Genomic DNA, 26015 nt, shown 5'->3' with positions numbered 1-26015 from the left:
CTCAGCTGGACAGGTGAGACCCCGCGGAAAGCGAAGCGCCTGGAATGGAAATCAACAGCCTTGTTTAAAAGAGCCTAAATAATAAATATACATGTCAGGAGAATTATATGATTCAATCAAACAAAAAAGGTGATTGGTTTGAAATCATCCTTCCAGCTGAGTGGGAAAAGTTTACTCTCGAATCCCTTTTCAAAGATTTTTGGCAAGCTCCAAAGAAATTAGTCCATACATATCGCATGGAAAAAAAGGTTCGCATCAATGGCAAAAGTCCCGATTGGACACTCCCTTTAGTAAAAGGGGAACGTTTGCAGCTTAACCTCTTTGTTGAAGAAGAGATGACTGTGGTGCCGGACTACCATAATGTTGAGATTATTTTTGAAGATGACCATTTGATTGTTTTCAATAAACCAGCCGGAATGGATACCCATCCAAATGAACCCGAACAGAAAGGGACACTTACCAATGCAGCAGCTTTTCATATGCAGGCAAATGGCGAACCTGGCCGGCCTCGTCATGTGCATAGACTAGATCGTGACACGACTGGAGCTGTTCTATTTGCCAAAAATGCTTTAATTAGTGCCATACTTGATAAAATGCTTGATGATCGTCATATCAAAAGAACCTATCTTGCCCTTGCAGACGGAATCATCCGTCAAAATAAAGGAACAATCGATAAGCCGATTGGCCGTGACCGGCACCATCCAACTAGAAGAAGAGTGTCAGAAACTGGCCAAAAAGCCATAACACATTTTAAAGTTTTAGATCGATTTAAACAAAAAGACTTAACTCTGCTGCAATGTTCTCTCGATACTGGCAGGACTCATCAAATCCGTGTGCATTTCAGTCATCTCGGCCATCCGCTTGCTGGAGATTCCTTATATGAAGGCAGCACAGAATTTAATCGGCAGGCATTGCATGCAGTCAAACTAGAATTGGTCCATCCATTTACACAGGAAAAAATCATATGCCATGCACCTTTTATCGACCAGCCGCCCATTTTCTTTAATATAAATCCTTATGATATCTAAAAAACGGGGCCGGAAAATATTTCCGGCCCCGTTTTTGATTTCAAAGTACTTTCCCCCAAAAAAAAATCCTTCCGAACAATCGGAAGGATTTTTTCTGATTAATGACGGTCAGCTCTACGCATGCTGCGCATTACTAGGCTGACAATGAATACTAATGCAATTGCACCAATCAATGCTGGGATAATCGCAAAGTCAGCAACTACAGGACCCCAATCTCCAAGGATCGCTTGTCCAATCCAAGCACCAATAAAACCTGCGATAATGTTACCAATTACTCCACCTGGAATGTCTCTTCCAAGAATTAATCCTGCTAACCATCCAATAATACCACCAATAATTAATGCCCAAAGAAAACTCATCATTTGTTTTTCCTCCTTAAAATTGTAGATGTAATGTTATCAAGTAGTAGAAGTGCTAAGGGATTTTACACCCTTTTCAAAGAGTTCAACTGCAGTGATTATTAAAATTAGGCTGCACTGAAAGTGTTTGCTTCCCGGGAGCTTTTCAGCTTGCTCTAATCTTAACTTACCTCTTTACCGATGTTTTTAAACCAAGTTTTTTTCTGCAGTCTTCCAAGCAGTGATTCTAGGAATGAACTGGCGTCCAACCTTGTTGCTGCTGCTTGTACACCTACATTACCACCTATAACTAAAGTTAAAACCTGAAGGTGTAAAATTTGCTCCGGAAAGCATTTTGTCCATGCAATAGTTTCAACTCTTATTTTTAATGTGTCCAAATTTGAAAATAAAAAACGGGCTTATTAAATTCAGCCCGTGAAAAAAATGCTTATTTATTAAAACTAAAAATCAATATGGTCAGGATCTGCACCAAAACGCTGATTTTGATTTAGAGCGTTAATCATTTCCATCTCTGTTTGAGTTAATTCAAAATCAAAAATATCAGCATTTTCTTTTAGCCTTGAGGGAGTGACCGATTTTGGAATAGCAATGATTTGATTTTGGAGATGCCATCTTAATATTACCTGGGCGGTAGATTTATTATGATTATCAGCTATTTTCTTTAAAGTTGGCTCATCCAGGAACCTTCCTCTTGAAAGTGGTGACCATGCCTCAACCTTGATGCCATGCAGCTGGCAAAATTCACGTAGATCTTCCTGCGACAGCAATGGGTGCAGTTCAACCTGATTGACTACTGGCTTCTCTTCGCTATGCAAAAGTAACTCTTCAAGATGGTGTATCTTAAAATTACTTACCCCGATTGCTCTTACTCTCCCCTCTCTATATAATTTCTCTAAAGCACGCCATGTTTCAATATATTTGCCCTTCACCGGCCAATGAACGAGATAGAGGTCAAGATAATCCAGTCCAAGCTTTTCCATACTCGTCTCGAAAGCCTTCAAAGTTGACTCATAACCCTGGTCAGCGTTCCATACCTTTGTTGTAATAAACAATTCTTCTCTAGGTATACCGCTGGCACGAATTGCCCTTCCAACTCCCTCCTCATTCATGTAAAACGAGGCTGTATCAATGAGACGATACCCTATATGTAATGCATTCTTGATCGTTTCATCAATCTGGCTTCCCTCTTCTACTTTATACACACCTAGACCGAGAGCCGGAATTTCCACTCCATTATGTAAAACCACTTTATCAAAAATAGTAGCCATGATTGATCTCCCTCCTTCCACCTATTTTATCCCTTGGAGGTCTTTTAGTACAATAAAGAGGCTGCCCACCGAGGCAGCCTCTGATCTATATGAACGGCTTTTGGGCCGAGGTTTTCTTTATTTTCATTGCTGATATTGGGTCATTTCCCGGCAAAATTTTGTCCTAAACAGCGAATAAGCCCATTTTTTTAAAAATAGGCTTAACCACATGAAATCGTTTACATTCCCTCCAAAAAAGGTAAGAAGTATTAACTGTCTGTAAATTGTAAAAATATAAACGTGTCTAATATTAAGATTTTGTAAATTTTTAATCAAACATCTTCATATTTCGACATCTATCGTATAAAATTAATTTCGCTCTAAAATATATTTTATTTGGATAAATGTGGGGGTTACACTATGGTTTTCAGGAAAAAAGACAAATTCGCAGTCTTGCTTACGGACATCTCAGTGAATTTAAAGGAAAGCAGTGAATATTTTGCTGATTTCAAGCTTAACAATGCAAGCGATTTAAAGATTTTCACTGAAAAAATGAAGGATATGGAAACGAAAGGTGACAGCATGATGCATGAAGTCATCATGGAGTTGAACAACGCCTTCATTACACCTATTGAAAGAGAAGATATCCTTGCCCTTTCAATGAGCATGGATGATGTTCTTGATGGTATGGAGCACTGCGCTAACCTATTCGATATGTACTCAATTACAAAAGCAGACGACTTCATGCTACAGTTCGTTGCAGCGATCAAGAGTGCTTCATTTGAAATCGAACAAGCAGTACAGCTGCTGACAACAAAAAAATTAAAGCAGATCAGAGAACATGCAATCCGAATTAAGGATCTTGAATCTAAATGTGATGGTGTACTACGCCAATCAATTAAGCATCTATTTTCAGTTGAAAAAGACCCAATCCGAATTATTCAATACAAAGAAATTTATGAAGGTCTTGAAGAAATCGCAGACAGCTGCCAGGATGTTGCAAACACCCTTGAGAGCATTGTCATGAAAAACGCGTAAGGAGCCTGAAAAATGGATGTAGTATTTATCATAACAGCGTTAATTGTCATCTTTGCCTTGGCATTTGACTTTATCAACGGTTTTCACGACACCGCTAATGCCATCGCCACCTCAGTATCCACAAAGGCTTTGAAGCCTCGCCATGCCATTCTGATGGCGGCTATCATGAACTTTGTTGGTGCAATGACTTTTACGGGAGTAGCAAAAACAATTACTAAAGACATTGTGGATCCATTCACTTTACAAAATGGTTCACTCGTAATCCTTGCAGCGTTAATCGCCGCTATTTTCTGGAATCTTTTAACTTGGTATTATGGCATCCCAAGCAGCTCATCACATGCCATCATTGGTTCAATTGCTGGTGCGGCTATTGCTGCAGCAGGACTTGATGCCCTTAACTACACAGGTTTCATGAAGATTATTCAGGCTTTGATTTTTTCACCGCTTCTTGCATTTGTAATTGGTTACATTATTTACAGCATTTTCAAGGTAGTCTTTAAAAATAATAATCTTGCCAAGACAAACAGGAATTTTCGATATTTCCAGATTGCAACAGCGGCATTACAATCATTCACACACGGAACGAATGATGCTCAAAAAGCGATGGGAATCATCACCATGGCATTGATCGCAAATGGATTCCATTCTACAGATGACATACCATTCTGGGTTCAATTGTCATGTGCGATCGCTATGGGTCTTGGTACTTCAGTCGGCGGCTGGAAAATCATTAAAACTGTTGGCGGCAACATCATGAAAATCCGTCCTGTGAATGGAGTAGCAGCAGATTTAACAGGTGCCATGGTTATTTTCGGAGCTACATTTATCCACTTGCCGGTTAGTACAACCCACGTAATTTCTTCTGGGATCCTTGGGGTAGGTACTGCACACAGAGTAAAGGGTGTTAAATGGACAACTGCCCAGCGCATGATCATTACCTGGGTTATCACTCTGCCAATTTCCGCAACGGTTGCGGCTATATCTTACTTTATCTTAAATGCTATTTTTTAATATAGGAAAAGCCCAAGGATCAACTCTTTGGGCTTTTTAATGCTTTATTAGATGCTGTCAATTGCACCAATCAATCTTTTCTCAATGTCCGCAGCAATCGCCTGCAGCTCTTCATTTTCAACAAGTTTAATCAATTCAGTAGGTTTCGGAAGGCCAACCTTTGTTGAACCATTCTCTCTGTATACTACAATTTTACATGGAAGGAAATAGCTCACAAGCGGGCTTTTCTCAAGGACCCGTTTCGCTTCATGCGGATTGCAGACCTCCAGGATCATGTAATCACCGTCAAGTTCTACACCCTTGCCAGCAAGCGTTTCCTTCATATTAAGAGACCATAGGACACCAAACTTTTCATTCTTCAGGCTGGCTTCGAGTGCTGAAACCGCCTCATTCAAAGACTTATCCACTTCAACTGTATAATGGAACATGCGTATCTCTCCTCTCTTTTAAAGAAGTACCTCTAAACATGAGGCAATAAACCTCTATAGGTATCATTAATATTGTGCCATATTAAAAAACCGCCGTATACAATTTTGCATCCCGGCGGCAGTATTGATGGGTTTCACCTTTCCTTAAGCTCTGAAATTTCCACTGTTGACCTTTCCTCTAAAGGTCCTCGCAGATGAACAGTAGCAGTCCTTCCATCTTCGTTCAGCTGGTCAATCCAAACCGAAGCACCATTATAAACAACATCAATTTCACCAGATGATGACAGGATTTGTTTCACTCTTTTAGCATCCATGTTCCCATACCTCCACAATCAATCAATTTCCCCTCTATTTTTTCTTGATGTTGTCCTTTTTATTCAAGTCTTTGCAACAGTCTTCTTCTTATGGAAAAATCTTTATCATATTGCTTGTTCATTACAGCTGAAACCAACATAGTGCCAAAATCACAATGAATTTTAACATTGCACTAACAACATAAAAAATTATTTCTTTTACCTTTTTGCTAATAACCTAATCGAAACAGAAATGTTTACGCTAAAATAGAAGATGACCTTCATTCACTTAATAAAAGGAATTCGCAAATAAAAGGGGTGGAAATTTTGCCTGATTGGTCTTATCATCCAATGTTTAAGCCCTGGCTGACACGTTTGCCTGGTAATTCAGGCCGAGAATTCATCCATAAAGGAATGTCCATGATTGCCAATATTCCGGGCGGGACCCATATTATTGAATTTCTTGGCCATATGGCTCCCTCAGAAAAATTAACAAAGAACTTGTTCGGTTTTCAATTTCGAAGCCCGGTTGGACTAAGTGGAATAATAGATCCCCAGCTTTCTGGAATCCAAGCATTTCCTCATCTAGGCTTTGGATTCATTGAAATCGGACCGGTAACATCCTTGCCATTTTTACCTGATGCAGCGACATTTATTTCTCCAAAAGATTCTGCCCTTGTTTTACCCGAAAAAACAGAGTCGATGGGGTTAGAGGATACCGTCAGCAGGTTGAACAAGCTGCGAAAGCTTCAACATCCAATTTTGATCAGGCTAGGCGAACTGGAGGCTGCCACTGAAAACTTGGCTGATTCGGGAGATATATTTGTTATTGGACTGGAACTCATTGAAAGCATACAGGAATTAGCTTGTTTAAAACGAATTTTAGGTAACAAACCTGTTCTTATTGCCATTAAGCATAATCAGACAGCTAAAAGCGTGCCTAAGCTTAAGGCGTTAAGTACCTTTGCAAGCGGAATCGTGATTGATGAGGCTGTTTATTTAGAAGATGGAAAAAGAAATGTTCCCTTAAAACAGACAGATGGCATGCTTGATGCTCTCACACTGCTAAAAAAAGAGATTGATCTCCCGTTAATCACCTCTGGCGGGATTTTAGAACCGTCTGACGGCCTTGCGCTTTTAACAGGAGGAGCAGAACTGATCTTTCTGACAGGAGGCTATGTCGCCACAGGACCGGGACTGCCTAAAAGAATCCATGAAGCTTTGCTCGATACCAGGCAATTAGCAAATGAAGAAGTTCCCGGATGGATCTGGTTTTGGCTTTTTGGATTGTTCATCCTCCTTGGAGGTACGATTGCGTTATTTTTCAGTTTAACGAAGGTGATCCTTTTTTATGATGAAGCGTTCATGCAAATGAGCAGGCTGGAATTAATGGCATTGAATCCTAATCTCTACAAATTCATGTCTCACGATCGTATGACTCTCGCTGGAACAATGATTTCTGGAGGATTTATTTATATGCAGCTGGCGAGACATGGCATTCGTTATGGAATTCACTGGTCAAGAAAAGCTTTTAATATAGCGGCCATCATCGGTTTCCTTGGAATCTTGCTTTTCATCGGTTTTGGATATTTCGATTGGCTTCATGGCTTATTCTGGCTCATTCTCTTTCCGCTTTTCATTGTCGGTTACAGGAGAACCCGTATAGCTCATCAACCACCAACTTCTAAAAACCGTAAAAACCATTGCTTTTGGAAAAAAGCAGTATATGGACAGCTGCTGTTTGTCATGCTCGGATTTTCTTTTGTCGTTGGTGGAGCTGTCATATCGTCAATCGGAGCAACGAATGTCTTTGTGGATACCGATCTACAATATATTTGCATGACACCGGGGCAAATGAATGAACTAAACGAAAAACTTATACCCGTCATAGCCCATGACCGTGCCGGTTTTGGCAGCGCGCTTTTAAGTGTCGGCTTACTGGTGTTGATGCTGGGGTTATGGGGATTTCATGAAGGGGCTTCCTGGATGTGGAGAACATTTCTTTTTGGCGGCATTCCCGCATTCACAACGGGGATCCTTACGCATTTATATATTGGGTATATCAATTTTTTCCACCTGCTCCCTGCTTATTTTGCACTGGCAATGTATGTAGCTGGATTGTGGCTGTCTAAAGATTTTTTTATGAAAGAATATGAGAAGTCCGCATAACAATGTTTTTCTATTAGATGGGGAATACTATTGAAAAGGCTCATTTGAGTCTTTTTTTATTTTGTTTATTTTCTATATTTAATGTATTGGCAGCTTCTTTTTAAAATTGCCTCTTGTAAACTCTGTTAAAAACGAATATTATATTATTTGTGTTTAAAATCGTTCGTATTTTTGGAGGAACTTTAATGTTTAAATTGAAAGAGAACAACACGAATGTAAAAACAGAAATGCTGGCCGGTATAACCACATTTTTCACGATGGTCTATATCGTTGTCGTTAATCCAATCATCCTGGCTGATGCCGGTGTCCCTTTTGAACAGGTTTTTACAGCAACCATTATTGCTGCTGTGATCGGTACTCTATGGATGGCTTTGTTTGCTAATTATCCGATTGCCATTGCTCCCGGGATGGGGCTGAACGCTTACTTTGCCTATTCTGTCGTTGGCAATCATCAAAACATTACGTATGAAACAGCATTTGCTGCTGTTTTTATCGCGGGTTTACTATTCGTCATCCTTTCCCTCACATCTTTCAGGGAAAAATTAATTGAAGCGATCCCAGTTAATTTAAAGCACGGCATCACTGCAGGAATTGGTCTTTTCATCGCCTTTATCGGTCTTCGCTTAACTGGAATTGTTGCGGATCATCCGACAAACCTGGTTGCTCTTGGTGATCTGCACTCACCATCTGCATTGCTTGCATTGGCGGGTCTTGCGATTACACTTGTGCTTTTGATGCTCAATATCAATGGTGCGCTATTCTTTGGTATGGTGATTACAGGAATTATCGCCTTCCTTACAGGTCAATTGAATTTCGACCAAGGTTTCATGTCTCTCCCTTCACTTCCTGAAGGCATGATTGTGCTGAACCCTTGGACAGCCTTAATGGATGTTGTCCATAACAGCTTATATGCAGTTGTCTTTTCCTTCATTCTTGTCACTATTTTTGATACAACAGGAACGATGATCGGAGTTGCCCACCAGGCAGGTCTGATGAAAGGCGATTCAATGCCAAGAGCAAGAGAGGCTTTGCTCTCCGACTCAGTCGCTACAGCTGTAGGTGCAATGTTCGGTACAAGCCCAACAACAGCTTACATTGAATCTTCATCAGGTGTAGCTGCGGGCGGACGCACAGGGCTGACTTCATTGACAGTAGCAGTTTTATTCATTGTTGCAGCATTCTTTGGCCCTCTTGTTGGAGCAGTCTCCGGCTTGGCTGCCATCACTGCTCCAGCACTGATTATTGTCGGCAGCTTAATGATGGGCAGCATCTCAAAGATTAACTGGAACGAGCTGGATGAAGCTTTCCCGGCTTTCCTGATCATTTTGAGCATGCCGCTGACTTCCAGCATCGCAACGGGAATTGCCCTTGGCTTCATCTCTTATCCTTTGCTAAAAGTAGTAAAAGGAAGATGGCGCGAGGTTCATCCTTTGCTTTATATCTTTGCAGTGCTGTTCTTCTATCAGCTCGCTTTTTTACCTCATTAATAATTGAACCCGCATTTAAGCAGGTTCTCAGACTGTAGACAAACTCGATAAAAGCGAGCTTGTCTACAGTTTTTTATTGGTTGGAAAGTAAAACATGTCTGTTGATTTCCGTTCCAGGAGCTTCGCTTTCCGCGGGGCTGGCGCTGAGCCTCCTCGTCGCTTCGCTCCTGCGGGGTCTCACCTGCCCAGCTATGACCGCAGGACACTGATTTGCTTCCTCGAATTTGCCCACGCACGCTGGAAATGCGTTAGCATTTTCGGAGGAGTCTACGCGCCTGGAACGAAGGTCAACAGGTTTTTAATAACTGATCTGTGACCTGTATCTTTGTCGACAAGCAGTGAACTCCCATTTAACAGGGTTCTTTTTTTATAGATTGTTCTAATGCTTGTCTTTTTTCATAAAAATAACTAATGGAAGATGGACAAGGCAGGTGATCCGAATGTTAGGAAAGATTTTAGCTGTATTGGTCGGCAGCTTATTATTGGGTATTGGTGTCAATGGATTTTTGGTGCCGCATCATCTACTGGATGGGGGAATGATTGGACTCGGATTGATCATCCATTATTTTTATGGCTGGCCCACTGGATTGACAATCATAATATTAAGTATTCCTCTCTATTTATTAGCCTGGTTTCTGGAAAGAAAGTATTTTTTTCACAGCCTTCATGGTTTAATGGTATCCAGTTTGTTCATTGATCTGTTCGCTCCGGCTGAAAAAGGACTGGATCTAGGTGTCCTGCCAAGTGCAATTATAGGCGGTGTACTTGTAGGCTGTGGGATTGGACTAATGCTCCGACATGAAACAAGTACTGGCGGAACCGATTTGCTGGCTCAGTTAATCAATAAATTCGTCTCGGTCAATGTAGGTGTCCTGATATTTGCGATAGATGGACTAGTAATTTTATCTGGAATGAAGGTGATTGGGATGGAGAAATTCACTTATTCACTCTTGACCATCATCTGTGTAGGGTTGATGACCTCTTTATGTGTTATTAAGCGGGAACAGCTAATTTAGCTGTTGCGAGGATTAGAGTTTTTTGCTTAATAGGAGATTACAGTTTGTTTGTGATACTTGAGTGTAATGTAAAAAATACCATGAAAAAGCCAGCCAATTTAATTTGGCTGGCTACTTTTATATACCTGTTTCCATTTAAGCTTCTGCCTCAATCTTTGCATTCATATCCCCATATACAGATGGATCGATTTCTTTTGTGATTCTGCTGGTCAGAATACCGGATGTCATCGATCCGCTGACGTTGACTGCCGTACGACCCATGTCAATCAATGGTTCGATTGATATCAGCAAGCCTGCAAGCGCAACCGGAAGATTCAGTGCAGAAAGCACAAGCAATGCGGCAAACGTTGCTCCTCCTCCAACTCCAGCAACCCCGAACGAGCTGATGGCTACAATCGCGATTACCGTTACAATGAATGATGGGGTCAGTGGATCAATACCCACTGTCGGCGCAATCATAACGGCAAGCATCGCTGGATAAATACCGGCGCAGCCGTTTTGGCCGATCGATAAACCGAATGAACCAGCAAAGTTGGCAATCCCTTCTGGCACTCCAAGAGATCTTTGCGTTTTAATGTTCAAAGGCAAGGCGCCTGCGCTTGTTCTTGATGTAAAAGCGAATGCGAGTACCGGGAATGCCTTTTTAATATAAGTTACCGGGTTCAGTCCGGCAATTGTCAGCAGCAGCAAGTGGATAATGAACATGATTGCGAGTGCCACATATGAAGCAACAACAAATTTTCCAAGTTTAAGAATGGCATCGAAATCACTTAATGCTACTGTTTTTGTCATGATTGCAAGGACCCCATAAGGAGTCAGGCGCAAGATCAGTGTAACAACCCTCATGATAACAGCGTAGAATGCATCTACAATTTTAGCGAAAAGTTCAGCCTGTTCAGGAGATTTTCTTCTCACACCAAGGTAGGCAATTCCCAAGAATGCTGCGAAAATCACGACCGAGATGGTTGAAGTCGGACGTGCACCTGTGAAGTCCAGGAACGGATTGGCCGGAAGAAGATCGAGAATCTGCTGTGGCATCGTGCGGCCTTCAATTCCACCATATGTCTGCTCAAGCTGATCTGCACGGGCCTGTTCGGCATCGCCCTGTGTAATCTGAACAGCTTCAAGATCGAAGCCTACGGCTGCCGCAATACCTACAGCAGCGGCCACTGCTGTTGTACCAACAAGCAAACCAAGGATCAGCGTGCTGATTTTTCCGATATTATTTGTGAGCTTCAATTTTGTAAAAGCAGCAAGAATTGAAATGAACACTAGCGGCATTACAACCATTTGCAAGAATTTCACATAACCGCTGCCAACAAGGCTGAACCAATCAGCACTTTTTGCAATAACCTCGGAGCCAGCTCCATAAATAAACTGTAAGGCAAAGCCAAACACAACTCCGATTCCAAGTGCAATGAAAACGCGTTTTGAAAAAGATACATGTTTCTTTTGCATGTAAAAAAGACCGGCGATGATGACAAGCATAATGGCAATATTTAAAATAACAAGTCCAGTTGTCACGGGTTTTCCCTCCTATAAGTATCATATTGAACAATATAATACATGTATTCCTATGCGTCAACTCGGAATTATTTTTCTCCTTCCTCCAAAAGATTAATATAATCATATTTATGAAAAACTTAAATGTTCCATTCCTGTTAAAATATTTATTGGACTCTAGAATCAGACTTACTTACGCTCCCCTATCTTTAGGCCATCCAGAAGTACGCCTTTCAGATAAGAAAAAAAGCGGCACTCGGCCGCTTTTATTTTAAATCTCTATTGAAGATAAAATCGCTGCCTGAACTGGCAATGATACGGTAAAGGTACTTCCCTTCCCATATTCTGAGTCGACTTTTATTTCACCGCCATGAACCTGGATGATTTCCTTGACGATTGCAAGGCCCAGACCTGTGCCGCCTATGGACCTGCGGTCGGAATTATCCACTCGGAAGAATTTTTCAAACAACTTATCCATCGATTCCGGCGGAACCCCAAGCCCTTCATCTTTAATCTCTATATTCACCAGACCATTTTTTTCGTACACAGCGACCCTCACTTCTCCTCCATCAGGAGAATATTTGATCGCATTATGAACAAGGTTAGTAATGGCTTGCTCCATTTTCTCTCTGTCACCGATGACCCTGTCGCTGCCACCGGCAAAGTCGAGGATCAGTTCATGCTTATCTGAATGCACCTTTTGGAGATCCATCACCTTTTTGATGATTGGAAGCAATTGTATTTCCTTGCTTTCATAGCATTGCTTTCCTGCCTCCATCCTCTGGATATCAAGAAAATCATTGATTAAGGCAGTCAGCCGCCCTGCTTCGTTGTAGATAGTTGTTAAATATTTCTTCTGGCGATCAGGCTTTAATTCCCTCGTCATGATCAGCTCGGTAAAACCAAGGATGCTTGCAAGCGGTGTCCTCAGCTCATGGCTGACGGTGCTGACGAATTCGGATTTAATCCTGTCGACCTCGAACTCTTTCGTAATATTCCGATGGACAAAGATTGTTCCTAGTTTTGCATTCCCATGGAATAATCCTTCACAGTATACCTTGTACACAAGCCCGCTATTGCTTTTGTAAACATAATGCCGGTCAGAAAAAGAAAAACGATCCAGACTGGATACTTCTTTTCTTAAAAAATCGATAAATTCTTCTGATTCTTCAATATGGCTTGAAAGCAATCCAGTCCATTCTTCCCATGAACAGCCTCCCATTTTCTGAAGACGGTCAGGACAGCCAAACATTTCACAAAACTGCTTATTGACCTGAAGGATGGTACCATCTGTATTGATCAGCTGGACGCCTTCCTGTATTGTATCGAGAATATCCTGGTTCAATCGCCTTGCTTCTTCAGATTTTTGGTACAGACTGATTTTATCTAAAGCAATCCCGATGTTTTTGGCAAGAGCCTCGTACTCTTCCATTTTCCTTAATTCAAAAGGAGTATCTGAACGGCTGAACGCCATTACTGCTATGAGCTTTTTACCAGATAAAAAAATTGGGAGGTACAGGTCATGCGCATTTAGCATATTTGTGTGGAATCCTTTTTCATCTTGCCTTGAATCTCTTTTCAAAATAAAAGGCTTTCGATCCATCTGAAGTCTTTCAACAATCCCGCTGAATAGTAAATTGCTTCTGAATTGCTTTACACCATCTGGTGAGATGCCATAGGATGCATATGAATCATCATCAATGAACGCAATGATTCCTTTTTCAGCGCCGATGATCGGGCACATGTTCATGACAACACTTTCCAATACTTCCTGCTTATCAAGAGAATTGGCTATTTTGTTTACGAGTTCATTTCGGCTGTTGAGTCTTGATTCATTTCCCTTCACAATTTCGAGTGCTTCCTCTAGCTCGAGCTGCTGGGCATGCAGCTCATCCTGCTGGGCCAGCAGCTCTTCATTCTGTGCCAGGAGATTTTGCTCATTCTCCTGAATGCTCGCTACCATTCTATTAAAAGCAACAGAGAGGACTCCAAGCTCATCATTACGCTCGGAATCCATTTCAATGACGGCATCCCTTCCGCTGGCAATCTCATTTGCAGCAAAGGCAAAGCTTGCCAGCGGCCGGGCAATTTCACTGAACATGATCCTGGTGATCCGGAGCAAGACAATCAAAAATACGAGAATGAAGGAAACAAAACCGATTTGTACATAGGATTGCATTTTTGACAATTCCTGAAAATTCTCATCTATCTGTTTGTCCTTTTCGCTTATATAGTCACGTATCTCTTTCTTCATACTATCAACCTTATAAGTGGCTCCAGTATTAGCTCTTTCTACAACAGCTTCGTAATTTCCATTCTCATAATCTTCTATTGCTTTAGGTAAAGTAGTGACAAAATAATAATCTGTAAATAATTCAATTTGATTGAGGAATTCCCGATCCTGATCATCCACTGCCATTTCCTTAAACTGCCGTGTACGTTCGCGTATTTCTGGCTCCTTCGCGAGTGCTTCTTTTTTCAACTCCTTATTCCCGTAAGCAATATAACCCCGGACACCCATGAATACCATGTTAAAGTCTTCACTGATTTTCTGGACAATACGCTCTTTTTTCTCAAGCTCACTGTTTTTGGATGTATAGGTTTTATTGAGATCATAAAAGGAATAAAGCAAAATTACAGCCAGAATCAAAAAAGCGGCGATAAATACACTCATCAAGAAAATAAACCGCTGTACAAGGCTGTTCTTCTTAAACAATTTCTTATTCATGCAGGACGTCTCTCACTTTATTCAGTAATTCAACAGGGCTGAAGGGTTTCGCAAAAAAATAATCCGCTCCCGCCCCGATTGCTTTTTCTTGTTCTAACAGCTGGCTTTTTGCTGAAAGCATTAAAATGGGAACGGTCTTATTCATGCCCCCCTGCCTTACTTTCTCAATCACTTCAATCCCTGAATAAGCAGGCATCATATAGTCGATGATTACCAGATCATAAAGGCTCTGCTCTAAAAATTCCAGTGCAGCCTGGCCATCCTCCGCTTCCACAACCTGATATTCTTCCTCTTCAAGAGTATCAATGATCAGCATTCTTAAAATTTCATCATCCTCTGCCAGCAAAATCCGTTTCACTGGTTATCCCCCTTGCTGCGGGCATTCTTGAAAGTTTCTTTCATGATGCCGTATGAATTCTTCGCCCTTTCGTAAAACTGCGGCTGCTCCCATTCCTCCCAAATGTAAGGAACACTATTTTTTAGTATCCCTGAATCATTGTTTGGAAGAATAGAAGTGATGTTGCCTCCCTCGATTGCTGCAGCCGTTAAATGAATCTCTTCAATCTTTTCACTTCCTGTAAGTCCAGTTTTATAAAGATTGCCCATGATTTCCCTGGTACTTGGGTCCTTAACATTCAACAGCTGCCATGGGATGCGAATTTCAACAGTTTTTCGATCGTCGCTAATACTAATATCGGTAAGCGAATTAAATTTTTCATCAGAAGGATTAGCTGTTCCAAATTTTAAAATGCCCGTTTCATAGGATTCAAAAGGAATTTTCCTATTCTCTCCCGGCAGTGTCATTTCTTTGTTTAGCGTCAGCATGATGGGATGGAAGATTCCATTGTTGTTCCGCTCTGCATATTTTTGTTCAGGTATCATTTTCAGCGTTTTCCCATATTGAAAATAATAAGGGTCGTAGTAGCTGTCTACGAGTAATCTGGAATGATCAGGTCCTGCCAGCTCGATTACAAAATCCACGCCAAAATCCGCCTTTAAGTTGATTCCATTTTTAAGCTTCAATTGTTGCTGCCCTTGTTCAGGAATGGTATCCAGGAACACATAATTGCTTTGCTTTTTCCAGTCTAGGGGTTGGGAAAAATCAAGACGGAGATACAAGTGTGCTGCATCAGAAGCTGCAAATAATTTCCTCAAGTCACCTTTTGAAGACTTTGCTATTGGCTGGATTGCTTTTTTATCCCAATCTTCTGTATGTCCATCTACAAATATACTTGAACTCCGCTTCCCTGGATCGAAGCTCATCAGTCCAAAATTCTGCTCATTCGTCTGGCGGTTGGCCCAGTACGGACGGCGATGAGGATTATCATAATCCATCGTGTTCCAAGTCCTTTTAAACCATTCATCCTGCCAGGCGAACACGATTCCGCCTGCATAGCCTTCCTCGACAATCGAATTAAACATTTTGCTATCCATTTCTCCCTGCTGCTTCTCGGTCAAAAATCCCTGATTCATTCCGGACATATTCCGGTGAGTCAGTCCCCTTGAAGATGGTACCCCAAACTCAGCAACAAGGACTGGCATTGTATGTGCACTGATTAATTCGTGCAAATACCCTGCATAATGATTTGGGTTTCCTTTCTCATCCTTGTATTCAAGGTATTTTTTTTCATAGTTCAAAAAGTCTGGATAATATGGGTAAATATGATAGGAGGCGAACATTCCTGCCTTAAAGCTCTTCGTTTTTTCAATATGGTTAGGATTCACTGATACGATATCTTCTGTTTCCAGAGGCTCACTAGGGTGATCAAGTAAATCCGTCGTAACCCAGTTCGTAAAGCTGAGCGTATGCTGCCAGCCGTATTGTTTTGTTTCATAGGCGGCTGTGAATTCCATCATCCCTGCCAGCCATACTTCGAAAGGCTCAGCATCCTTTGTTGTAAAATATCGGCCTGATAGTTGATTCATTCCTTTATGAACAATGTTTGTATTAAGCACGGCTCCAGGGTCCCACTCAGTTCCAATGATAAATCCTAATACATATGGTGAAATATCATATTGATACACCCCTGATGCATGTCCGGGAATTGGTTTAATATCTGCGTTACCATGGACAATGTCCAACATCTGCTTCAATTCCCGCTTGAAATCATCCATGACATTAAGAGAAAAAGCATCCTGGGAACCAACAAAGTTCTCTTCGTTCACCCAGGCACCATGAAACAGGTATATAGGCTTTTCTGCCATCTGGTTATATTCATATAAAGCCTCATAAAACGCTGGGGGATGCAGTGTATATATCCTGATTGCATTCGCATTCATTCCGCCAATCAGTTTAAACCAGCGGAGGTACTCCTCCTTCGTGATGGCAGCTTCCCCTGGGAATGCTCCTGGTTTTCCCATCCCGATATTGACACCTTTTATAAGGATTCTTTCCCATTGACCATCTTTTTGGATTTGAATGGAATCTGAATGGGTTTTGCTATTATATTGAACCTTTTCGGCCACTGCAATCTCTGGCCCCTTATTCTTTTGTTGCTTATGAAGCCCCTCAGCTAAGATTTCCTTCATCATTGGTACATACATGCTCCAATAAAAAGAGTTCCTCCCGCCCGTTATCTTCCTCCATGTTGATAAGCCAGCTGTTTGATAAATCTCCGGCACTTCGGCTTCATCTGCATAATCTCCTGCAAAATAATAGGAAGAGTACAGCTTATTCTTATGGTGGATGACAGCCGGAAACCGCAGAGGAATCCCGTAAGACGCCAATAATTCCGTAGCCTGCGCCTTGACTGGAAGCTGATAATTTGCAAGAACCTCGGCTTCATCTATTGGTTCAATAATATCGAACCAATACGTGTATTTCGAATTCAAGTCTGAGTTGAAGGTCTTTTCACCTTTCTGGGTTAGCAAAAATTCCAATCCTTCACCATCAATATCCTCTTTGCCAATTACAACGACGAAGTCTTCTTCATTGACGAATACAAATCCAGCACCGGTAAAATTCCAGCCTCCAGTTTGTACTTTATATTGATCAATGATCCACTGCGGAACTTCTTTACCATCCAATTTGGAAAAATAACGGCCAGTCCATCCGCTCCATTTTACATTCAACAGATTGGTCATCTGCTTCCTGACAGCTTCCTCTGTCGGGCTCCCAAAAGTGTTGAATTCTGCGATCAGCGTCTTGTTTCCTTCGAGCAGAGCATTCTCCAGCGTGGTTACATCCTCCTGCTGGAGACCTCCATACAGTTTTTTCGACCTGTTGCCTGACTCATTAAGACCGTGAAACTCTTCTTCATATACTCCATATAGGTCGGCAAGATACACAACCTTGTATGAATCTAAATCATCTGGCAGCTTTCCGGCGGTATACGATTTTGCTTTTTTATGTTCAAAGCCAATATAATCATCTTCGGCTGAATATGGGCTGCCGTTGCTTTTCCTATATTTCTCATTGTTCAAAATCCAGGTAAGGCCTTTATGCTCACGAAAGCTTTTATCCGGGACGGTTTTATCGACAATCAAAAGGTCCATGGTTTTCTCCGGCTTTAAGTACCAGAGCCAAAATGGGCTGGAAACAACAGCTACTACCAAGGATACAAGGATGAGAACAATCAGCTGAGGTTTATTTACGAATATAGACTTCATTGAGATACACCTTTTCTTTTCATTTCTCCCCAGCCGCTTTCTCCTCTGATCATCTGCCATATACCCTGGCAGCGCCAAAAAACAGTCAGCGGACGATACCATAGCGTTTCTGTAAGCGAGTAAAAGAACAACTTAAGCAAATCAGATATCTTAGGGTATTTTCTAAGGCTCCATTCCTCCAGCAGGATGGCAAAAGCAGAAAATAGTGAGCCATACAAACAGGATAATAAAAATATTAATATCGCAAACTCAAGATAAATTCCACCTGCAAACAATGAGAATAAAATGTACAAGTAGCCGGATAGCTCGACGATTGGCCCGAAAAATTCAACAATCCAGAAATATGGAAATGAAATAAAGCCAATCTGACGATACTTAGGGTTCAGCATCAGTTTCCGGTGAATCCAGAGACTCTCGAAGAGTCCCCTATGCCATCGCCGCCTTTGCCTTCGCAAATACTTCATGCTCTCAGGAACTTCCGTCCAGCAGACTGGATCAGGTACATACACAATTCGTTTTTTTGTTCCGGTTTCTTTTAGCAGCCGGTGGATGCGGACGACAAGCTCCATATCCTCTCCTACCGTATCGGTCCTATAGCCTCCTGCCTGGACGACCCAGTGTTTCGAAAACACACCAAAGGCACCAGAAATGATCAACAGCAAATTATGCCTGCTAAGTCCGATCCTGCCCATTAAAAAGGCACGCAAATACTCAATTACCTGCATGATGACAAGCGGATTATTTGATAAACCAATTTTCAGGACCTCGCCATTCCTGATTTCACATCCATTTGCAATCCGAATGCTTCCTCCTGAGGCGATAACTTCTTCATTTGAATCAATGATTGGCTTCATCACCTTTAAAAATGCATCTCTTTCGAGGACGGAATCCCCATCAAGTGAACAGACATATGGATAATGGGAAAAGTTCAGCCCAGCATTTAGCGCATCTGCCTTTCCTCCATTATCCTTATCAATCAGAAACAGCGATGGGAGAACCTGGGACTGATAGACCTTTTTAATAGGTTTTGATTCTACTTGTTTACGAATTACTTTTTGAATCTCTTTCATATCATAGTGATCAATCATTCTCTCCATCGTGCCATCCAAGGACCCATCATTCACCACTACTATCTCGAAGACAGGATAATTGATGCTAAGAAGGGAACGGATACTGTGAACGATACCAGCTTCCTCATTATAAGCAGGAACAATGATCGACACCGGTTTTGTATAGATATCTTCCGTATAGTCGCTATATGACTTATCCCGATCAAGCTTGTATTCTCTTCTTAACTGAATGACCGAAATCAGCATGACAGCTGAATAAAATGTGATAACGACAAGCATGTATACCATGATAAACCAAGCAAAATAAATACTGAGACTCTGCAAAAGAATCATGTCTGATAAACTCCTTTGTTGATCCATTCCCATGCCATGTCCCTGGCAAACGAATCATTGCTGTCAGACATAACCTCCTCCAGGACTTTTTTCCCTTGAGGAAACATTGTAATTGATTGGCCTGCCTGTGAACGAACCCACCAGGATGAATCCTGAAGAAGCATTACCAGATCAGGCAATGTTTTTTCAGCTTTCAACACCCCTGCCAACCTGGCAGCAAGCATCCGTTCCTCCCAGTTTCCGGATTGAAATAAGTGAAGGTACTGATTCAGGTTTCTCACATGCCCTATTGAAACAATTGCTTTTAATGCCCTGACTCTTTCTTCTCCGGAACTAACCGAATAAACCGTCTCTGCGAAGTTTAAATAGTTTAATTCCTTTCTCAAGCCAGCAAGATCCAGGATCGCAAACTTAAGCTCTGACTGGCAGGAATGGTAGCCAAGCACAAACTGATCAAAGCCATCTCTATTTAGCCGGGACAGGATATTCCTGTACTCCAGGTAAGAAAGATCCTTGTAATTCTCGGTCAACAAATCAAACATCTCTGCAGATTGAAGCTGAGCTAAAATGGTCAGGACTCTGATTTTCTCTTCTTTCGTTATACGCATCCGGTTCAGCATGCTGATGATGTCTTCCTTAAGCCCTTCCATTTGAAAGGCTTCTATGTGAAAAAGAGCATTCATCCGCGAACTCCACCTAAAGCTGCTCAGGTTTTTGCGATAGTATGCAGTCAGCCTGCTTTCTGCCAGTTGATTAAGATTATTTTTTTCTTCCGTACCCTCAAGGATTTCAGCATAATGACTAAGTAGTTCTTCAAGAGCCAGCTTCTTTACTTTAGTATCTGCCTGCAAAGAACGCAGGAACTCACCAGTGAGTACTGAATGGAGCATTTTATCATTTATTCTTGTTTTAAAAAGCTCGATCCTCCGCCGTTGCCTGTTTTCCAAAGCCTTTCTGCCAATTAAATACACCAGCAAAAGGAGTAGAATGCCTGATAACAGGACAAAGGCTGCAACAAGAAATTCAATTTCATCTGTTATCATTTAAAACATCCTTTGAATCAGCCTTTGAATTCTTGCCTGAAGCTCGGTGATGCTGAATGGCTTCGTAACATAATCATCAGCTCCAAGCTTTAGAGCCCGGGCAATATCGTATTCAGTCTTTCTTCCAGTTAGCATCAGGACATGCGCCCTGTCTGCATGTTCAGATTCCCTGACTCTTGTCAGGACTTCTATTCCATCCATGACCGGCATCACGCCATCAAGCACAAGAAAATGCTTCCCCTTTTCAGCAAGACGGCCAGCTCCAAAGAATTTCTCGCCGTTTTCATAGGATTCTATATTCAGTATAACCTTGCTGGTATCCAAATTTTCCAATACCCTTACAAGCAGAGTCCTGATAATCGCGTCATCATCTATCACAGAGACATTGAGAATTTTATGTTCAGGCTGAGCTGATTCATTTGCGCTTTTCACACATGCTCGTCCATTTTCCTTCGCTTCATATAAAGCTTGATCCGCCATCTTCAGGATTTCCAGACTTCCTTCCTCACGATTATTCACCATGTAGATCCCTGCGGAAAAACTTAAAGTGAATGAATCACCATGTTCATTAAAGGTAACCTTTGAAAATTCCTCCAGAATCCGTTTTACAACTTCTTTTGATTCTTCGGCAGTTGTCCGTGGAAACAAGATGACAAACTCTTCCCCGCCATACCTGAAGACAATGTCGGTACTCCGGATGTTTTCCTTGAGGAATGATGCAAAAACTTCGAGGACCTTATCGCCTGTGAGATGCCCGTAGCGATCATTAATATTCTTAAAATAATCCAGATCCAGAAGCGATACCGAAAATGGAATACCAGTCCGCTCGTACTCTTTTATGTTCCGTTCTAAAAGGTCAAATAAAAACCGGCGGTTGTAAACCTGCGTTAATTCATCAATCAGTACCGATTGATCAAATATTTGCTTTCTTTGCAATTGGCGGCTGATCCTGACAATGAACTCCTCAATATCAATCGGCTTTTCTATAAAATCATCAGCGCCCATTTCATAAGCATTCATTCTTGTTTTACGATCATTTTGTAAACTCGTGATTACCTTTGGGATGAATTGCTTATGGTTATGCTGCTGAATATCTTCTAATAATTGAAAGCCATTTTTGGAAGGCAAATCGACGTCCAGTACGAGACAATCCGGCTGCAGGTCATAATATTGAGAGACTGCCTTTTCAGGCTCTGTATTCGTAATTGCCATCCAGCCTTGTTCCTCCAATGCTTCTTTTAATAGAATCAGCATGGACACATCATCATCAATAATTTGGATTAAAGGTACACTTCCACAGCACGGCTCGTCTTTTTCAACAGCTGTTTCATTAAAATGTTCGTAATCGTAGCTGAGACGGATCAGTTCAAAGAGAAATTCCCTTAGTTCATTCTTAATCCACGGATGATCCTCTCGTGATTCAAGCTGGGCAAGCAGCTTTGACGCTACAATCAGCAATCCCCCAAGCTGTACGGTACCGGATGTGCCTTTAATGGAATGCAGAAAACGATAGACTTCTTCATATTCAACCATTTCATTAGGATCGGTATCGAACCATTGAGAAATTTGTTTCTTTATTTTATCGAACAATAATTTTTGATATTTTTCTAACGCCACTTTTCCTACACCCCTCTGCTCCCCAACATGAATCTTCAACCGAATTAAAGAGTTTTGCTGGAGGATGAACTACTAAAAAAACGGCCTGACAGTCGGCCGTATTTATTGAAGGTTTTATTTTGATTATATATCAACATCAGAGATGCTTGTTGACAATTTTCATCAATTTCATATTCCTTTTTATTCCTTAAATTTCGAGATAAATACTTACTTAAGCTAAAAAATATACTCATACTTTATATAGGTATGTGTTAAAGTTAAGGTAATATATCGAATAATTTGTCAATTATTGAAGTTCTTTATCTTCCAAGCCAGAAAGTGGACTAGCAATTTTTAGACTGGAGATTTTTATCATGGATTTATTAACAGTTCTCGTACTAAATCTTATCTTTATTCTGATTTCCACCTTCGCTGCCCAATACTTCATCGCTGAGCACTTGTCAGCTTTTTCCAAAAAGTATGGGAAGCCATTGGTTATCCTTATAGCGGGAATCCAAATTGTTTTCTGTATGTCCTTTTCTCTCATCGCAACGAAGAATTTCATTTTTGATCTCCGATTGATCCCTCTCGTGCTTGGGGGGTTATACGGTGGGCCCGTAGTAAGTGTTGTTTTATTCCTTATTACTTTTGCTGTGAGGATCCCAATCGGAGGAAGCGGCATTTGGATAAGCTTCTTCAATACGCTTACGATTACCGTTTTCGTTTCCTATATTTCCGTTTTATTCAAGGAGTATCCGCTAGCTAAAAAGCTCTGCACAGTAGTTGGCATTGCTGTTTCTTATACAATCTTGATTTTTTTGATGAAAGCTGCCATCTTTAATGATCCCTCAGAACTTTGGTTCATCTTCATTTATGGAATCACCCTCACAGCAGGAATCTTTATCGTCACATACTTCATAGAAATTACAAAACAAAATAATTATCTGCATAAAGCCATGATTAAATCAGATAAAATCGAGGTCGTCTCCCATCTCGCCGCCAGTGTGAGCCATGAGGTCAGGAATCCGCTGACGGTAACACGTGGATTTTTGCAGATGCTGAAAGATCCATCGATATCTGAGGACAAAAGGTTGTTCTATCTGAACACTGCAATCGACGAACTTGACCGCGCGGAAACGATCATCAAAGATTATTTGTCATTCGCAAAACCCCAATCAAGGATCACTTCTACGATTTCTGTCACAGATGAAATAGAAAAAGCATTGGAATTGATCGTTCCATACGCTAATCATTTTTCAGTGAAAATAAAAAAAGATTTAATGACAGGCCTTTATGTTTCTGGTGAAGCGCCTAAATTCCATCAATGCATTCTTAATATTATCAAAAACGGTATTGAGGCTATGCCTGAAGGCGGAGACTTGCTGATCAGCACACGGGAAAAAGAAAATGAATTAGTCACAATTGTGATTAAAGATACTGGATGTGGCATGTCACCCAAGCAGCTGGCCAAGCTTGGAGAACCTTACTATTCTACCAAAGCCGAAAAAGGAACCGGATTAGGCGTGATGGTTGTATACAAAATCATCCACGAAATGGGCGGAACAATCGAGGTTCAAAGCAAGCTGGATGAAGGTACCCAATTTGTCATTACACTGCCGCTTTCAAATTTAAACCTCCATACTTAGTTCTTCCTTGGTTAAACAGCAAAAAGCTCGGAAGTCGATCTCCGAGCTTTTTTATTGCCAATTTTAAAACATTATCTATCATTTAGCTTAATTATACTTATTCCTCAATTAGATTTAGGATAGGAACATTTCTTTCCATGTCCGGTTCAGATTTTGAGTAAACCCGAGCCATTTTCGCTTTTTCATCGATATGCTGAATGATGACGGGTGTACCTTCATATGTCACATTGATTACATCGGCTGATTCGACGATTTCTTTTGCGCGGCCTACGTTCATTCATTCTTTCCTCCTTCTTGATAACATTCATAATTTATGCTTTTTCATGAATTGCTATCCAAAAAAGGAGCATGATTTAAATCTTAAAATTCATTTGAATGATATTTGCTTTTCGTAATGTATCGAAAATAATCACGAAGATAGGGCCTATAAAAACGCCTGCAATTCCAAGTAGCTTCAGCCCGATATACATACTGACCAGAGAAGCGAGCGGCGATATTCCCAGATTTGAAGAATAGATTTTCGGCTCAATGACCCTGCGGACAATTGTAATCACGAAAAACAAAATAATCAGCCCAATTCCCAGGAAATTGTTGTCCTGCAAAATGGCGATCACAGCCCATGGAACAAGGACTGACCCAGTCCCGAGAATCGGCAATATATCCACAATCACAATTAACAAGGAAAGAAGGACAGTATATTTCACACCAAGGATACTTAAACCTGTCATCGCCATGATAAAGGTAACAAGGCTGAGGATCACCTGAGCCTTCAAAAAGCCTACCCCGGCCTTGGCTAGTTGGCCTCCAACGAGGAATACTTTCTGTCGGGTCTGCTCCTTCAAATGTGACTCAAGCTTCAACTTTAACTTCGGCAATTCAAGACTGAAGAGGAAAAGCGCAATCAGATAAACAAGAAATTCGATCAGGAACCCTGGAATGGCCGTCAATAAATTGATTGTGCCATTAATTAATTGCTGTAAAAAAGAGTCGAGAGAATTCACATTTTTTTCAATCGTATCCTCGATTTGCAATATTACTTCATGCGGGAAATTCTTCGAGTAAAATTCCCATTTCCCCATTAAGGGCAATATGGCTGTACGGTAAAAATCCTTCACAAATGTAGGAGTGCGCTGAGATAGTGATACTGCCTGATGGGCAATAATGGATATGAGGTTATACCCAATCACACCCAGGAGCAAGACATAGCCAATAAAGACCGCTATAACAGCCTGAAGTCTTTTAAAAGAAAATCTTTTGATGATCCATTGAACCATTCCTTCAAGCATAACCGCCGTTAAAAAAGCAAAGATTAGCGGAAGGCTGTATGGAACAAGGAAAAGAATAATCACAGCAATGGCTGCTGTCCATACCCATTTTTTCCACATGTATTTTGTTACTCTCCTTATATGTATAAAGTGGTTTTAAATATGAAATTCACGGACTATATACTAACTATAAACTATCTTATTTTTTATAGCTATTTATATAGTATAGCTCTTTTCGAATGGTTTGTTTCTAATTTTATTTAATGATGTAAGCTTTTATTTTTGATTTTGGCTTCGTTAAACTTGTCTGTTGATTTCCGCTCCCTGCACTCGCTTTCCGCGGGGCGTTAGGTACTTAAAATCAAACAAGGACTATAATAGAGCCTTGATTTTCTAAACACAGCTTTTAAAAAAAAGAATGTCTTTAGAATACTCAGGGTATATAAAAAATGAAAGGTTTCGTACTATACGACAAGTTATGGATTTTTAAATAAGAGATTCAAGGAGGCTATATGGAAGTTAACAGTCAGTCATTTATCCCTGTAGAATCAGAATTCTTCCAGCAGCCAACGCTTAACCTTGCAGAGGCTTTGCTGGGGTGCAAGCTTGTGAAGGAAACGAAAGATGGAATGGCTGCGGGAATGATCGTCGAAACGGAGGCTTATATCGGGCCTATGGACCAGGCTGCCCATAGCTACAATAACAGGAGGACAAAACGGACAGAAATCATGTTCCATGAATCAGGGCTCGCTTATACATATGTCATGCACACCCATTGCCTTTTTAACATTGTAAGCGGTGGAGCCGGGAATCCAGAGGCAGTCTTAATAAGGGCGGTAGAACCTTTGGAGGGCGTAGATTTAATGATCAAACGGAGAGATATGCCTGATTCAGTGAATCTCACCAACGGCCCGGGCAAGCTAACAAAAGCACTTGGAATAAATATGTCTGATTACGGGCATCCCTTAATCAGGAAACCGCTTTTTATCGCAAAAGGCCAGCTGCCAGGCAGCATTTCCTCTGGAAAAAGAATCGGGATTGATAATTCCGGGGAAGCAAGAGATTATCCATGGCGCTTTTGGATTACGGGCAACCGATATGTATCTAGGCATCAGAAAGCGGAGAGCGTGAGGAAACCTTAAGATA

Annotated in this window: 21 protein-coding genes; 8 read left to right on the top strand and 13 right to left on the bottom strand. The window is 41.1% G+C overall.

The features are described from left to right. Positions 1 to 107 precede the first annotated feature (107 nt). Positions 108 to 1028, top strand: coding sequence for an RluA family pseudouridine synthase (locus tag AABM38_RS05835; RefSeq protein ID WP_423409547.1), 921 nt, complete (start codon positions 108 to 110; stop codon positions 1026 to 1028). 98 nt (positions 1029 to 1126) lie between these two features. On the opposite strand, the gene AABM38_RS05830 is transcribed toward AABM38_RS05835, so the two are convergent. Further along, positions 1127 to 1387, bottom strand: a complete 261-nt coding sequence (locus AABM38_RS05830; RefSeq protein ID WP_423410669.1) for a GlsB/YeaQ/YmgE family stress response membrane protein — start codon at positions 1385 to 1387, stop codon at positions 1127 to 1129. A gap of 440 nt (positions 1388 to 1827) precedes the next feature. After that, positions 1828 to 2655 carry an aldo/keto reductase gene (locus AABM38_RS05825; protein WP_423409546.1) on the bottom strand — a complete coding sequence of 276 codons (828 nt, stop codon included), beginning with the start codon at positions 2653 to 2655 and terminating at the stop codon, positions 1828 to 1830. A gap of 399 nt (positions 2656 to 3054) precedes the next feature. On the opposite strand from AABM38_RS05825, the gene AABM38_RS05820 reads away from it, so the two are divergent. Continuing rightward, entirely contained in the window at positions 3055 to 3672 is a 618-nt protein-coding gene (locus tag AABM38_RS05820) for a DUF47 domain-containing protein (RefSeq protein WP_423409545.1), read from the top strand. Between the two features lie 12 nt (positions 3673 to 3684). Continuing rightward, the gene (locus AABM38_RS05815; protein WP_423409544.1) at positions 3685 to 4683 is read left to right on the top strand and encodes an inorganic phosphate transporter; all 999 of its coding nucleotides are present in this window, start codon (positions 3685 to 3687) and stop codon (positions 4681 to 4683) included. A gap of 47 nt (positions 4684 to 4730) precedes the next feature. Here the strand turns inward: AABM38_RS05815 and AABM38_RS05810 are convergent, their stop codons facing one another. Continuing rightward, the gene (locus AABM38_RS05810) at positions 4731 to 5111 is read right to left on the bottom strand and encodes a DUF302 domain-containing protein (RefSeq protein ID WP_423409543.1); all 381 of its coding nucleotides are present in this window, start codon (positions 5109 to 5111) and stop codon (positions 4731 to 4733) included. Positions 5112 to 5245: 134 nt separating this feature from the next. Further along, complete coding sequence (locus tag AABM38_RS05805; protein WP_423409542.1) at positions 5246 to 5425, bottom strand: H-type small acid-soluble spore protein; 180 nt, start codon at positions 5423 to 5425, stop codon at positions 5246 to 5248. A gap of 306 nt (positions 5426 to 5731) precedes the next feature. On the opposite strand from AABM38_RS05805, the gene AABM38_RS05800 reads away from it, so the two are divergent. From AABM38_RS05800 to AABM38_RS05790, 3 genes are all read left to right on the top strand, one after another. Beyond that, positions 5732 to 7573, top strand: a complete 1842-nt coding sequence (locus AABM38_RS05800) for a dihydroorotate dehydrogenase (RefSeq protein WP_423409541.1) — start codon at positions 5732 to 5734, stop codon at positions 7571 to 7573. A 185-nt stretch (positions 7574 to 7758) separates the two neighbouring features. Then, complete coding sequence (locus tag AABM38_RS05795) at positions 7759 to 9060, top strand: NCS2 family permease (RefSeq protein WP_423409540.1); 1302 nt, start codon at positions 7759 to 7761, stop codon at positions 9058 to 9060. Between the two features lie 440 nt (positions 9061 to 9500). Beyond that, positions 9501 to 10076 (top strand): YitT family protein, encoded by a 576-nt coding sequence (locus AABM38_RS05790; protein ID WP_423409539.1) that lies wholly within the window; start codon positions 9501 to 9503, stop codon positions 10074 to 10076. Positions 10077 to 10211: 135 nt separating this feature from the next. On the opposite strand, the gene AABM38_RS05785 is transcribed toward AABM38_RS05790, so the two are convergent. The 7 genes from AABM38_RS05785 to AABM38_RS05755 form a co-directional block, all read right to left on the bottom strand. Continuing rightward, entirely contained in the window at positions 10212 to 11564 is a 1353-nt protein-coding gene (locus AABM38_RS05785; protein ID WP_423410668.1) for an L-cystine transporter, read from the bottom strand. A gap of 286 nt (positions 11565 to 11850) precedes the next feature. Then, on the bottom strand, positions 11851 to 14307 hold the full coding sequence (locus tag AABM38_RS05780; protein WP_423409538.1) for an ATP-binding protein: 2457 nt from the start codon (positions 14305 to 14307) through the stop codon (positions 11851 to 11853). Beyond that, positions 14300 to 14665 carry a response regulator transcription factor gene (locus AABM38_RS05775; RefSeq protein WP_423409537.1) on the bottom strand — a complete coding sequence of 122 codons (366 nt, stop codon included), beginning with the start codon at positions 14663 to 14665 and terminating at the stop codon, positions 14300 to 14302. The genes AABM38_RS05780 and AABM38_RS05775 overlap by 8 nt, the downstream gene beginning before the upstream one ends. Then, a complete protein-coding gene (locus AABM38_RS05770; protein ID WP_423409536.1) occupies positions 14662 to 17916 on the bottom strand; it encodes a hypothetical protein in 3255 nt (1084 codons plus the stop codon). The genes AABM38_RS05775 and AABM38_RS05770 overlap by 4 nt, the downstream gene beginning before the upstream one ends. Further along, the gene (locus AABM38_RS05765) at positions 17913 to 19319 is read right to left on the bottom strand and encodes a glycosyltransferase family 2 protein (protein WP_423409535.1); all 1407 of its coding nucleotides are present in this window, start codon (positions 19317 to 19319) and stop codon (positions 17913 to 17915) included. Before AABM38_RS05765 ends, AABM38_RS05770 begins: the two co-directional genes overlap by 4 nt. Next, on the bottom strand, positions 19316 to 20362 hold the full coding sequence (locus AABM38_RS05760) for a HEAT repeat domain-containing protein (RefSeq protein ID WP_423409534.1): 1047 nt from the start codon (positions 20360 to 20362) through the stop codon (positions 19316 to 19318). Before AABM38_RS05760 ends, AABM38_RS05765 begins: the two co-directional genes overlap by 4 nt. Next, positions 20363 to 21979, bottom strand: coding sequence for a GGDEF domain-containing response regulator (locus AABM38_RS05755; protein WP_423409533.1), 1617 nt, complete (start codon positions 21977 to 21979; stop codon positions 20363 to 20365). It abuts the gene before it with no gap. A gap of 353 nt (positions 21980 to 22332) precedes the next feature. On the opposite strand from AABM38_RS05755, the gene AABM38_RS05750 reads away from it, so the two are divergent. Further along, positions 22333 to 23604 carry an ATP-binding protein gene (locus tag AABM38_RS05750; protein WP_423409532.1) on the top strand — a complete coding sequence of 424 codons (1272 nt, stop codon included), beginning with the start codon at positions 22333 to 22335 and terminating at the stop codon, positions 23602 to 23604. Positions 23605 to 23701: 97 nt separating this feature from the next. Here AABM38_RS05750 and AABM38_RS05745 read toward each other — a convergent pair whose 3' ends face one another. Both AABM38_RS05745 and ytvI read right to left on the bottom strand, forming a co-directional pair. Next, the gene (locus tag AABM38_RS05745) at positions 23702 to 23881 is read right to left on the bottom strand and encodes an H-type small acid-soluble spore protein (RefSeq protein ID WP_423409531.1); all 180 of its coding nucleotides are present in this window, start codon (positions 23879 to 23881) and stop codon (positions 23702 to 23704) included. A gap of 76 nt (positions 23882 to 23957) precedes the next feature. Beyond that, the gene (ytvI, locus tag AABM38_RS05740) at positions 23958 to 24989 is read right to left on the bottom strand and encodes a sporulation integral membrane protein YtvI (protein WP_423409530.1); all 1032 of its coding nucleotides are present in this window, start codon (positions 24987 to 24989) and stop codon (positions 23958 to 23960) included. Positions 24990 to 25381: 392 nt separating this feature from the next. Between ytvI and AABM38_RS05735 the strand changes: the two genes are divergently transcribed. Further along, on the top strand, positions 25382 to 26011 hold the full coding sequence (locus AABM38_RS05735) for a DNA-3-methyladenine glycosylase (RefSeq protein ID WP_423409529.1): 630 nt from the start codon (positions 25382 to 25384) through the stop codon (positions 26009 to 26011). Positions 26012 to 26015 lie beyond the last annotated feature (4 nt).

The sequence above is a fragment of the Heyndrickxia sp. MSNUG genome, assembly GCF_049532715.1.
In the GTDB taxonomy this organism is placed as follows: domain Bacteria; phylum Bacillota; class Bacilli; order Bacillales; family Cytobacillaceae; genus Mesobacillus.
The sequence above is the reverse complement of the archived record's forward strand: the minus strand, read 5'-3'. Positions and strand labels throughout refer to the sequence as shown.